The 13444-nt window shown below is 60.0% G+C and carries 7 protein-coding genes and 1 tRNA gene; 7 read left to right on the plus strand and 1 reads right to left on the minus strand.

The genetic code is table 11. The annotated features are described in order from the left end of the window. Nucleotides 1-170 precede the first annotated feature (170 nt). On the minus strand, nt 171-1142 hold the full coding sequence (locus RCO31_RS19945) for a tripartite tricarboxylate transporter substrate binding protein (protein ID WP_308970216.1): 972 nt from the start codon (nt 1140-1142) through the stop codon (nt 171-173). Nucleotides 1143-1536: 394 nt separating this feature from the next. Between RCO31_RS19945 and RCO31_RS19950 the strand changes: the two genes are divergently transcribed. From RCO31_RS19950 to RCO31_RS19975, 7 genes are all read left to right on the plus strand, one after another. Continuing rightward, nucleotides 1537-2322, plus strand: coding sequence for an outer membrane beta-barrel protein (locus tag RCO31_RS19950; protein ID WP_308970217.1), 786 nt, complete (start codon nt 1537-1539; stop codon nt 2320-2322). A gap of 275 nt (nt 2323-2597) precedes the next feature. Further along, nucleotides 2598-2687 (plus strand) — tRNA-Ser (locus tag RCO31_RS19955). A gap of 625 nt (nt 2688-3312) precedes the next feature. Beyond that, nucleotides 3313-3546 carry a hypothetical protein gene (locus RCO31_RS34775; RefSeq protein WP_374991511.1) on the plus strand — a complete coding sequence of 78 codons (234 nt, stop codon included), beginning with the start codon at nt 3313-3315 and terminating at the stop codon, nt 3544-3546. A gap of 542 nt (nt 3547-4088) precedes the next feature. Then, nucleotides 4089-6425 carry an arylsulfatase gene (locus RCO31_RS19960; protein WP_308970218.1) on the plus strand — a complete coding sequence of 779 codons (2337 nt, stop codon included), beginning with the start codon at nt 4089-4091 and terminating at the stop codon, nt 6423-6425. A gap of 139 nt (nt 6426-6564) precedes the next feature. Further along, nucleotides 6565-8883, plus strand: coding sequence for an arylsulfatase (locus RCO31_RS19965; RefSeq protein ID WP_308970219.1), 2319 nt, complete (start codon nt 6565-6567; stop codon nt 8881-8883). A 322-nt stretch (nt 8884-9205) separates the two neighbouring features. Continuing rightward, complete coding sequence (locus RCO31_RS19970; protein ID WP_308970220.1) at nt 9206-11590, plus strand: arylsulfatase; 2385 nt, start codon at nt 9206-9208, stop codon at nt 11588-11590. A gap of 118 nt (nt 11591-11708) precedes the next feature. Then, nucleotides 11709-13304, plus strand: a complete 1596-nt coding sequence (locus RCO31_RS19975) for an arylsulfatase (RefSeq protein ID WP_308970221.1) — start codon at nt 11709-11711, stop codon at nt 13302-13304. The last annotated feature ends 140 nt before the right edge of the window (nt 13305-13444 follow it).

Here is a 13444-nt window from a genome sequence, read left to right on the forward strand (position 1 = left end):
CCTGATCTACTACAACAATCACAGGCCTCATCAGGCCCTCGCAGGACAAACCCCAAAGGCATTCGCCGCTACCAAGACCACCGCGATCCAATCACCGATTTAGTGAACATCTATAGCAATGACGGCGTGCTTCTTGCGCCGAACAAAGGCGCCGCATCACGCGCTCGGCATCAATCCTTCTTCACGAGGCCGAGATCAGTCAGGATGCCGCGCTCGATCTCCATCGTTTCGGCGAGCATCGCCTTGTAGTCTGCGCCGTTCTTGTAGGCCGGGACGAGATCCATCCTGGCGAGAACCTCCAGCACTTTCGGATCGTCGAGCGTCTTCCTGAACGCGTCGTGCAGGATCTTCACGATTTTCGGATCCATGCCCTTTGGCCCCGCAAGACCGATCGGGCCCTCGATCTCGAAGGGGATGCCAAGTTCGCGCAAGGTTGGGACGTCCGGGAGCGTTTTCAGCCGGTGCGGCGTCCAGATGTTCAGGAAGCGGAGCTTGCCGGCATCGGCCAATGACTTGGCGCTCGTGCCGGACGCACCGAGCATCACGTGTCCTCCGGCGACCGCCACGTTGACTTCGGCCGCCCCCTTGAACGGTACGTGGACCAGCCTGATGCCGAGCTGCTTCTGGATCCGCTCCATGCCCATGTGCGGCGTGCTCGCAGCGCCCGGGGAGCCGAAGTTGAGCTTGCCTGGATGTTCTTTGGCGTAGGCGACTACGTCCTGCCAGCTCTTGAACGGCGAGTCGGTGGGCACGGTCACGCCATAGGCATAGCCGGTGAGGGCGACGATATAGGTGAAGTCGGCCTGTGAATCATAAGTCGTCTTCTGGGTGAGCTGCACGCGGTACACCGCGTCCGGCATCTGCGAGATCGTGTAACCGTCGGGCTTTGCGGTGGCCGCCATCTGCGCCGGCCCGACCGACCCGCCGCCACCGGCGCGGTTCTCCACAATGATCGGCTGGCCGAGATGCTTCTGCGCCGCCTCAGCGACCGCGCGCAGCACGATGTCGGTCGGACCGCCTGCGACCCACGGAATGCTGAGAGTGATCGGGCGGCTTGGATAATCCTGCGCAAGCGCGGTCCCTGAAAGGACAAGCGAGAGCGCGATGCCCGCGCTGGCGAAACGCCGAAGCCATGTCGTCATAAATGCCCCGTTTTCTTGTTTTGATTGAGCGTCTTACGGTAACAGAAAATCGACCGTGGGATTGCCGCGCGACGGTTCCGACAGTCATGCAGCCGTATGGCCTGTCACGATGGGCGAAGGCATCGCGCAGGGCCCGTTGTCGGAGTGCATCGCAATACATCGCTATCTGCCCTTGCCGCCGGGCAAGGCCCAGAGAATTGATTTTGCTGCTCCGGTGTGACCTTCCGGCAACCAAATTAACAGGAGGAAAGCGTACATTGGTGCATAGAGCGTTCTCGGCGAAAGGGCGCTAAGGGAGGGCGACATGCGAAGCTGCGCCATCAGGTCCTTCACTATTGCTTTCTGTGCGCTTGGTGCGATCGGGGCGGCTGGAGCCGCCGATATGAGGATGCCCGTGAAAGCTCCTCCTCCACCCGCGCCGCCACCGTTCACCTGGAGCGGCTGTTACATCGGCGGGTTCGCCGGAGCCGCCGTGTCTGCCGACGACCCAAGCTTCAATGACCTCGGTAACGCAAACTTCCGCTCATACTCCGGGGGGTTCGTGGCAGGCCGGCTGGAGAATCCTCACGCGTGGGGTGTCAGTCACGACACCAGCTTCATCGGCGGCGGCACCTTGGGATGTAATTGGCAAACCCCGGGGTCGCCGTTCGTTCTTGGCATCGAGGGTGAAGGCGGATACCTGAGCCACGACGGATCGGCTTTTGACCCGCTGCGGGCGCCGAACCTGGTTGCCGTGACACCCGACGTGCTCGGAAGCGCGGGCATCGGCGACTGGTACGCGATGGTCACCGGACGGCTGGGCTATGCCTGGGATCGGACGATGATCTACGTGAAGGGCGGCGCGGCTTTCCTCGAGGCGCGCTCGTCAGTGGTCGACACATGCACAGCCACAGCAATCGGGTGCGGCAACTGGCTGATTTCGACCGGGGCGACAGAGACGATCACGACCTGGACAGTCGGTGGCGGCATCGAGTGGGCGTTCGCGCCGAACTGGAGCCTCAAAGGCGAATACATGTTCATCGGCCTCGATGAGTCGCTTGGGAGCTGCGGCACGGCAACGCTCGCGAGTGGGGCCGTCGTTGGCGGCGGACCATTCTGCTTCAATCACTCGTTCGACGGCATCCACACTGCAAAAATCGGCTTGAACTACCGGTTCAACGGCTTCTTCTGGGGCCGGTGAGAATTCAGAAAGCCTGCGACTGGACCTCTCGACGCAGAGTATCTCCAAAACCCCGCCGAATAGCCTCGGCGGGGTTTCTTTACGACAGATCGCGGTTTGGCGGATCGTCACACGAGGGTTCCGACGGTCATGCAGCGATGTTGCTTGTCGCGCTGGGCTCCGTACCCAGGTCCGTTGACGGATTGCACCGCAGTGCATACACAGCCGGCGGTCATGGGCAGCCCATGACGGCATTCCTGTTCTGTGCCGCCATCTGCTAGAAGCGCAAGCGACAGGGAAGGGTGGCCGAGTGGTTTAAGGCACCGGTCTTGAAAACCGGCGTGCCCGCAAGGGCACCGTGGGTTCGAATCCCACCCCTTCCGCCACTCATATTGCCACTGAAATATCAGTTAGTTAGGTTTGATTTCCCGTACAAACTTATAGTTTAGCAGGGCACTTTTTTTGCGTAGGTGGGAGCCTCACCTATGTTTGCCCCCAATGATTACCGCTCAGGCGCAGTCGGCTCAGGTGGCGCAACCGATGGCGTTGCTAGCGCCGCGTCAGCGAGATCGCCCATCATCCAAACGCGATCAACGATCCCGAGCGCCATCGCCGGGGTGCAGCGCAGGCTCTGACTTCATCTGACGCAAGAGGGTGGCCCAGATGCACGAAACACCAGCGTCGAAATACCCCGAGGAGCTTCCTAGTTTTAATGGCACTGACAAAGAAAAGGCGGCGTCCTTTCACGGGACACCGCCAAGAAGTTCCACATGCTTTCTTTCGAAAGCTCCTCAAAAATTGAATGATCAAGCGCCAATTGCAAGTCAGTGTTTTAGATAAGGTTGAAAAAACCTTGCTGGTCACGGTTACCGGGCTCTTGATGCTCTGATCAAGCCGTCCCGGTATCCGAGGACGATCTTCCATCTCGTCTCGCGGTATTTCCAAGCTCGCCTGACACTACGTGAACAGCAGATTTTTATGCCACCTTCAATTACCCAGCATTCATCTTGCATGCCTAGATACTTCTTCAATGTCTACAATGGCACAGAACGCCACGTAGACGACGTAGGCGAGGTACTGTTGGGCTGTCGTGAGGCGTGGCACGAGGCGACGATCTCGGCCGGTCAGTCGCTCAGGGGTCTGGATGGGAAGCTGTTGCTCGGAAGCGACTGGTGCATGGAGGTATTGGACGAATCCGGTCACAAGCTTTACTCCTTGCATGTGAGCGCGACGGTGCACGAATAGCTACAGCTTCGAGCGATCGTATTTCGGCCGCTTGGCTAGGCGCTTCGGCAACACCGATGGCAAGTTCATTTGTCCGTCACTGAAACGGATATGCCAATCAGCGCCGCTGACGTTCGCTTCGAGGGCTAAGCGGACATCGATGCGCCAGCATCGGCACCAGCCTAGGCAAACCGTAGCGTAAGGTTCAGCGTCGCTACGAAGTCGGCTGCGCAGTCGGAAAAGGAAGTGCGACCAGAATTGGAAGCTTGAATCACGGTTTTGCAGCCATGCTCAACTGGTCGCGACGCGCTCGAAAGCGGAGTCGTTATACTGAGCTTTTCATACTGAGTTCTTCGAGTTTTGACCCATCGCGGGCCAACAGTCGCGGACATGCCGGAATCACGACATTCCTTTTCGGGTAAAACCCCGAGGCGCTTTTAGGCAATTGCCTAATGGGCGAGGGAGCGGTGTTGGCGCGACTATACTTTATTCGTCCGCGATGCACGGCCGCCGACGAACGTCCACGGCAGCACTTGCGCAGTTGCTCGTGCGGGAGGTTGAAAATGGCCAGTCCTGCGAAGTCCTCGCCGACTCACTCTGACGCAGTGCTTCCAGGGACGCCGAGCGTGCTGCCGCGCCCGGACTTTCATTTCCCGGGCGAAGTAGGCCGCACCTACCTTGAATCCGATGCGGCGCAGTTTCCTCAGCCGATCGAGGCGCCAAAAGGCGCGCCCAACATCTTGCTGATACTCATCGACGATTGCGGCTTTGGCCAGTACGGTACGTTCGGTGGGGGCATTCCATCACCCACCATGGACAAGCTCGCGGCCGAGGGCCTTAGGTACAATCATTTCCACACGACGGCACTTTGTAGTCCGACGCGCGCCGCGCTGATCACCGGGCGCAATCACCATTCAACGTCGTTTGCCGGTATTACCGAGCTTGCAACCGGTTACGACGGCTATACCTGCATCCTGCCGCGAAGTTGCGGCACGGTCGGCGAGGTCTTGCGCCAGAACGGATACGCGACCGCGTGGATCGGCAAGAACCACAACACCCCCGCCTGGGAGACGAGTGCAGCCGGTCCGTTCGATCGCTGGGCCAACGGCCTTGGCTTCGACTACTTCTACGGCTTCAACGCCGGGGACATGAACCACTGGAATCCAATTCTGTACGAGAACCGCAATCTCGTGCCCGCCTCCACCGATCCTGACTATCATCTGACGACCGACATCGCCGACAAGTCGATTGCCTGGGTGCAGCAGGCCAAATCCATCGCACCCGACAAACCCTACTTTCTCTACGTGGCGACCGGTGCGACGCATGCACCACACCACACACCGAACGAATGGATCGCGAAGTTCAAGGGACAGTTCGACGGCGGGTGGGACAAGTATCGCGAGGAGACGCTGGCTCGCCAAAAGAAGCTCGGCGTCGTCCCGAGCGACACGAAGCTGACGGCCCGCTCCAGGGGGCTTCTGGCGTGGGATTCGCTGAACGCTGATCAGAAGCGGCTTTATGCGCGGATGATGGAAGTGTTTGCCGGCTATGCCGCACATTGCGACTACGAACTTGGCCGCGTCGTTGAAGCCTGCAAGCAGCTGCCCGGCGCCGACAACACCCTGATTATCTACATCGCCGGCGACAACGGGGCGAGTGCGGAGGGAGGATTGGAAGGATCGCTTTGTGAGAACATGTTCTTCAACGGGTTCTCGGAAAAATGGCAGGACAACATCAAGGCCATCGATGAGCTCGGCGGGCCGAAGCACTTCAATCATTTCCCGTCCGCGTGGGCGCACGCAATGAATGCACCGTTCCAGTGGACGAAGCAGGTCGCAAGTCATTTCGGCGGCACCCGCAATCCGATGATCATCTCCTGGCCGGCACGCATCAAGGACAAGGGGGGGCTCAGAACGCAGTTTCTGCACACGATCGATATCGTGCCGACAATCTACGAGTTGTGCGGCGTCACGGCGCCGACAGACCTCAACGGAATCAAACAGAAGCCGATTGAAGGCCTCAGCTTCGCTGCCACGCTTGAAGACGGAAGCGCCGAGAGCCGCCGCAAGACCCAGTATTTCGAGCTCGGCTGCAATCGCGGCCTCTATCACGATGGCTGGATGGCGTCATCGCCGTCGTTCGTCCCGTGGGATCCGAACCGCGGCGAATGGGACCCCGATAAGGCGCCGTGGGAGCTCTACAAGATCGACGAGGATTTCTCGCAAGCGAATGATCTCGCCACAAAGTTTCCTGAGAAACTCAGGCAACTGCAGGACATGTGGTGGGTCGAAGCGGCGAAGTACAACGTGCTGCCGCTGGATTGGCGGGCAACGGTCCGTATGAACGCCGAGCTGATGGGGCGGCCGAGCCTCGTCAGAGGTCGCAACAAGATGACCTACTATCCCGGCACAATCGGCCTGCCGGACGCCGCATCTCCCCCGATGTGCAACAAGTCCTGGACGATTACCGCGGACATCGAAGTGCTCGAAGGCAAGGCCGAGGGAATGATCGTAACGCATGGTGGCCTTGAAGGCGGCTATGGACTCTACCTGCAGGAGGGAAAACCCGTCTTCGTCTACAACTTCCTGGGCGTCGATCGCGCGACCTTCCGGGCGAATGATCCGCTGCCACCCGGAAAAGCGATGCTCGTTGTCGATTTCAAGTATGACGGCGGCGGCATGGGCAAGGGCGGCCAGATTACCATGAGCGCCGACGACAAGAAGATCGCCGATGGCAGACTGGAGCGCACGATTCCCATTCAGTTTTCGTTGGGTGAAGGCCTCGATATCGGCATGGATATCGGATCGCCAGTGGACTTCACCTACGAACTGCCATTCGCGTTCACCGGCAAGATCGGAAAGGTCGTGATCGAGCTCGGGCAATTGTCAGTTGCCGCCTGACAAGCGTCGGATCCGAACGCGAAGAACGTGCCAACGCATAATCAGGGGCGGATTGCGCCGCACGAAATGAAGAACAGGGAAGGACTTCGGTATGGGTCGTGAGCAGAGAACAGAGCAATTCGACCGCACCAAGCTTCCAATGCCGCAGCACCCCTTTGGGGGCAAGATCGGAACAACGTACCAGGACTCCCAAGCCGAATGGCCGAAACTCCCTGCGCCTCCCGACGGTGCACCGAACGTCGTCATCATCTTGCTCGACGACGTGGGGTTCGGGCAGGTCTCGACGTTCGGCGGGCCGGTACCGACGCCACATCTCGATCAGTTGGCCGCCCGGGGGTTGCGCTATAACCGCTTTCACACGACGGCCATCTGTGGACCATCGCGCGCGGCATTGATCACCGGCCGCAACCATCACAACGCGGGCGCCGGTTTTCTGGCGGAATGGGCGACGGGTTTCCCAAGCTACAACAACATGATCCCGCGCAGCGTCGCCACGGTCGGGTCGATCCTGAAGTACAACGGCTATGCCACCTCGTGGTTCGGCAAGAACCACAACACTCCCGACTGGGAAAGCAGTGTTGCCGGCCCGTTCGATCGGTGGCCACAGGGGCTGGGCTTTGATCACTTTTACGGGTTTATCGGTGGCGAGACCCACCAATACTACCCGGTGCTGTTCGAGAACACGACCGCCGTCGAGCCCGCCAGAAGCCCGGAAGAGGGGTATCACCTCATGACGGACATGACGGACAAAGCCATCAATTGGCTCCGGTACAACAAGTCCGTCGCGCCGCAGAAGCCGGTGCTGCTCTATTTCGCGCCTGGAGCCGCACACGCGCCGCACCACGCGCCGAAGGAGTGGCGCGAGAAGTTCAAGGGGCAATTCGACGCCGGCTGGGACACGGTACGGCAGGCGACCTACGAGCGCCAACTCAAGCTGGGCATCATTCCCAAGGACACGAAGCTCACGCCGAGGCCGGAATGGGTCAAGCCGTGGGATAGCCTGACGAGTGACGAAAAGCGCCTTTATGCGCGCTTCATGGAGAACTTCGCGGGATACCTCGCGTTCACCGACGCAGAATGCGGCCGATTGATCGACGCAATCTGGGAGCTGCCCGACGCCCACAATACACTGATTTTCTACATCGTCGGTGACAACGGGGCGAGTTCCGAGGGCGGCATGACTGGAACCGTCAACGAGGTGATGAATCTCAACGGCGTGCAGTCGCGTCTGGAAGACAATCTGAAAATGCTCGACAGGATCGGTGATCTCGACACCGAGCCCCATTATCCCCTCGGATGGGCGTGGGCCGGCAACGCGCCGTTTCAATGGGTCAAGCAGGTCGCGTCGCACCTGGGTGGATCGCGCAATCCGATGGTGGTGTCGTGGCCGGCACGCATCAAGGGTGTCGGCACGATCCGCGATCAGTTTACCCATCTCATTGATATCGTCCCGACCATACTCGATGTGGCGAAGCTGCCGGCGCCCGGAAGCGTCGAGGGGATCGAGCAGAAGCCGATGGATGGCGTCTCGATTGCCAGTACGTTCGACGACCCGCACGCCAGGCCTGTGCGTCAGCGGCAGTATTTCGAGGTGTTCACCAACCGGGCCATTTACGACAGCGGCTGGATTGCCTGCGCCCAGCACACGCTCCCATGGCGACAGGATCTGGCGCCGGGTCATTGGGAAAACGACAAGTGGGAGCTTTACAATCTTGATGAGGATTTCAGCGAGGCAAACGACCTTGCTGCCAAACATCCAGGCAAGCTCGCGGAACTGAAGAAATTATTCGACGAAGAGGCGAAGAAGAGAAACGTCTATCCGCTGGATGATCGCGGTGCCGGCCGCCTGGCTGTACCGAAGCCGTCGCCGGGAGGATCGGACCCGAAGCGGACGAACTTCACTTACTACGCAGGCGCGTCGCGGCTGCCGGAGACAGCGGCTCCCAATACCAAGAATCGCTCGCACCGGATCAGCGCGGTGATCAACATGCCCGCGAAAGGAGGCGAGGGGGTCATTCTTGCCGCCGGGGGCGCCTCGGCCGGTTATTCGCTGTATGTGCAGAACGGCAAGCTCGCCTACCACTACAACTGGTTCGACCGCGAGCGCACCAATCTCGTTTCGTCGATCGCGCTTCCGACAGGAAAATCGACCGTGGTGATGGAGTTCGCGTATGACGGCGGCGGTCTCGGCAAGGGCGGAGAGGTCGTCATCGGCATCAACGGCAAGGCGGCCGGCCGGGCGCGGATCGAGCACACGGTTGCAGGACGTTTTGGTATCGATACGTTCGGCGTTGGGTCCGATACAGGCTCCCCGGTGACCGATACCTACAAGCCGCCTTTTTCGTTCACGGGAACGATTGACCGGATCGACGTCGCGCTTGGACCGCTCAATCTCAGTCCTGAAGACGAGGCGAAGCTGCACCAGATGCACACGGCGTTCGCGGGCGCGCATGAGTAGCTCAGGACGTTGATCCCGATTGCCCGAGGATCGCTCTTTAGCCGCTTTCAAACCCGCCATCCCGTGGCCATCACGCGCGGCGCCGATCACCGGACTCAGCCGAACCAGAAGTTCGGCGCTTTTGGGGAGATCCTCGAACGCGTTCCCAGGTGAACACCTGATCGCACGATATCGACGTCGATGAGATGGTCTGATGCGCTTCTACGGACCGACCGAGGCCTTCAACCGCAAGGCCTTCAAGTTGTCGGACTTCGCGTCAGCGAGCTGAGTTCCCGTCGCAGATTGCAGAAGATTGTAAAGCGGCGGCAGACAGGGAGCATGGATGGTCGATCAATCGCGACGTACAGTCTTGAAGGCCGGTGCGGCCGCGACTGCGCTGGCAGTGGCTGGGCGGCCCGTTAGGTCGCAGCCCGCTGCCGACAGTTCGACCTTGCCTTTCCCTCCGTCACCGTCGGCAAGCGTTGCCGGGCCGACTTTGCAGGAATCAACACACCAGCGTCGTCCCGAGCCACATCATCTATCCGAGGATGCGCCCAATATCCTGATCATTCTGCTGGACGATGTCGGCTTCGGCGTGCCGGACACTTTCGGAGGGCCGGTTCACACGCCTACGTTCACGCGCATTTTGAACGAAGGGATCGCGTATAACGCGTTCCACACCACGTCGATCTGCTCTCCGACCAGAGCCTCGTTACTGACTGGACGGAATCACCACCGTGTCGGCTCGGGAACCATCGCCGAACGCGCGGTTGACTGGGATGGTTACACCGGTGTCATTCCACGCACATCGGCGACGATCGCAAAGGTGTTGGGGGCGTACGGATACAACACGGCCGCGTTCGGTAAATGGCACAACACGCCGGCGACCCAGACGACGGCCATGGGGTCGTTCACGCTGTGGCCGACGGGCGAAGGAATTGGCTTCGACTACTTCTACGGCTTCCTGTCGGGCGAGACCTCGCAATGGGAGCCGCGGCTTGTCGAGAATTTCAATCCAGTCGAGCCCCCGCGCGACGAGAAATACCACCTCAGCGAGGACCTCGCCGACAAGGCCATTTCCTGGCTACGCAAGCGTCGCGCCTACGCTCCGGACAAGCCTTTTCTGATGTACTGGGCACCGGGTGCCGGGCACGGCCCGCATCATATTTTCAAGGCGTGGGCCGATAAATACAAAGGCAGGTTTGACGACGGATGGGATGTTCTGCGCGAGCGGACGTTCAAGCGTCAGCAAGAGTTTGGGTTGATTCCGGCTGATGCGAAGCTCACGCCACGCGCGGATACGATGGCGGCCTGGGACAGCATCCCCGAAGGAGAACGGCCTTTTCAGCGGCGGCTGATGGAGGTGTTTGCCGGCTTCGTCGAACACATAGACGCGCAAGCCGGCAAGGTTGTTGACGAGCTGGAACAGCTGGGCATTCGCGAAAATACGCTCGTGTTCTATATTTTCGGCGACAACGGCTCCAGCGCGGAGGGCCAGCGCGGCAGCATCAGCGAGCTGCTGGCGCAAAATAACATTGCGAACACCATCGAACAGCAACTTGCTGCTTTGAACGATCTTGGTGGGCTCGACGTCCTCGGCGGTCCCAAGGTCGACAACATGTATCATGCCGGATGGGCGTGGGCCGGCAACACGCCGTTTCAGCACACAAAGCTGGTCGCTTCCCACTTCGGCGGGACGCGCAATCCGATGGCAGTCTCGTGGCCGGCGCGGATCAGGGCCGACAGGACGCCGCGCACACAATTCCACCACATCAACGACATCGCGCCGACGCTCTACGAAATTCTCGGCATCACGCCGCCCAAGATTGTGGATGGGTTTCAGCAAGACCCGATCGACGGCACCAGCATGGTCTACACGTTCGCCGACGGCACTGCCCCCACTCACAAGCGTACGCAGTATTTCGAGAATAACGCGAGCCGCGGCATTTACCACGACGGGTGGTACGCCGGCACGTTCGGGCCATTCATCCCCTGGGATACACCGGGCTCGACCGCACGGGTGAACAATTGGGACGCCAACAAGGACGTGTGGGAGCTGTATGACCTGCGCAGAGATTTTTCTCAGGCCGACGATCTCGCGACGAAAAATCCTGACAAGCTCGCCGAACTAAAGGAGCTATTCCTGACAGAGGCGAAGGCCAACAAGGTGTTTCCGGTCGGCGCCGGCCTGTGGTTGCGCACGCATCCCGAAGACCGCATCAAAACGCCGTACACAAGTTGGGTGTTCGATGCCACGATCACTCGAATGCCGGAGTTCACCGCGCCGGGAATCGGGCGAGAGAGCAGCCATGTGACCGTAGAGGCGGATTTGGGCGAAAGCGCCTCCGGCGTTCTCTATGCGCTCGGTGGCGCGTCCGGCGGACTGACGCTTTTCATGGACAAAGGCGAACTCGTCTACGAATACAACATGATGATCATCGAGCGGACGTCCGTGCGCGCCACGGGCAAGCTCGCCGCCGGGCACCACCGGATCGAGGTGGGCACCGCGATCGACAGGCCAGGTGCGCCGGCGACTGTGATCGTTTCGGTCGATGGTAGGGAAGTTGCGCGTGGTCTCGTGAGGCGTACCGTTCCTGTCGCGTTCACTGCCAGCGAGACTTTCGATGTCGGAGTCGATTTGGGCTCACCGGTCTCGCTGGACTACTTCGACCGCAGGCCGTTCAAGTTCGACGGCAAGATCAAGAGAGTCGAAGTGAAAATGACATGAAGTCGCCCCTGTGGCCCGGAGAGGAAGGCTCGAGATCGTGAGCAGATCTCCCAGCTGGGTGTGGCAGGACTAACTCTGATTCCAAAACTGGACAAAAGCAGTTCGGAGGAAGATGCAGATGTATCGGTCCAAGCTCGCGGCCAGCGCTGCTCTAGCAACTGTGTTGACGTTCAATCCAGGCTCGCTGCATGCGCAAACTTCGGCGCTCAGCGCCGCAGTGAGAGTGAACGATCATTCCGAACCGACGCTTTCGTTCCCGGCGCAGGAACGAGATACGCAACGCAAGCTCGATGAGCTCTTTGCCAGGACAGGGAAGCGGCCAAACATTGTTTGGCTTGTGGTTGACGACATGGGTTACGGGGACCCGGGCTGTTACGGCGGCGGTGAGGCCATTGGGGCGGCGACCCCCAACATCGACCGTCTTGCCCGTGAAGGGCTCAAGCTGACCTCCACTTACTCGCAGCCGACCTGCACGCCAACCCGCTCGGCGATGATGCTCGGTCGGCTTCCCGTGCGCACCGGCCTGACGAGGCCTATTCTGGCCGGCGACAGGGTTCGCGTGAATCCCTGGGCCGGCGAGACGAGTGTCGCAAGAATTCTATCGGACGCCGGCTACCACACCGTGCTGACCGGGAAATGGCACACGGGCGAGCTGAACAGCATGCGTCCGTTCGAGGTCGGGTTTGATGAATTCCAGGGGTACTACGCATCGCAGAAAGAGTTGACCCAGCAGGTCGACGCCCGGCGCTATCCCGATCTCGTTCTTGACCCGGATATGGCGACCCGCATCAAAACGGTCGGCGGAAAGATCGACATGTATTACGGACGCAAGAGCGAGGACGAGCGGGTTGTCGAACGGACGACCAGCATCGAACAATTTGCGGAAGCCGATCAGACGCTGGCGAAGTTCACAATCGATCAGATCAAACGCAATGCAAGAGGTGAGAAGCCATTTTTCATTGCGCACAACTTCATGCGGGTCCATGCGGACAATCACCCGAGCACAGCATTTCGCGGCAAAAGCACGGCCAAGTATCCATACAAGGACAATGTCGTCGAAGTGGATGCGCTGATCGGCGACATCGTCGCGGCTCTCGACGACGCCGGAATTGCCGACAACACCTTCGTCTTCATCACGTCGGACAACGGCCCGCAGCTCGATGCGTGGCCGGACGGCGGCTACACGCCGTTCCGCGGAGCCAAAGGCTCACCCTGGGAGGGCGCCGTACGCGTGCCGGGCATCGCGTACTGGAAGGGCGTGATCAAGGCGGGCCGCGAAAGCAATGGCCTCTTCGACCTGATGGATCTTTTCAATACGTCGATCCGTTTCGGTGGCGCGCTCGATAAAATTCCAACCGATCGATATATCGACGGCATCGACCAGGCGTCGTTCCTGCTTGCCGATGACGGAAAATCGAAACGTGAGAAGGTCTTTATCTGGGTCGAGCAGAATCTCGCGGCCATGCGCATGTACGGATACAAGATCATGACGAAGGTCGTGCAGGAACAGGCGCAGTGGCTGAACATCGACATGACGACCGTCAGCAACGTGGGCTTAGCCCCCTGGCTCTTCAATCTTTACGTCGATCCCAAGGAGCGGTACCCAGTCGGACACCGCATGAACGCCTGGCTCGCTTCGATGCTTGCCGAACTCAAGGCGGAGGAGGCGACGTTCAAGAAGTACCCGCCGAAGGCGGTCGGCCTCGAGCAGTGATTGAAGGTCGGGCAAGAAAGAAATTGCCTGCCAAACGAGTGGACAGCAAAGGTTAAGGCGAGTGCACGCGATGGACTTCAAGCTCCAGGCATTCGGCCTGTTTATGCACTGGCTGACGCTGATCGTTCTCTGCCTATGGG

It is taken from the genome of Bradyrhizobium sp. LHD-71 (assembly GCF_031157255.1).
Lineage (GTDB): Bacteria > Pseudomonadota > Alphaproteobacteria > Rhizobiales > Xanthobacteraceae > P52-10.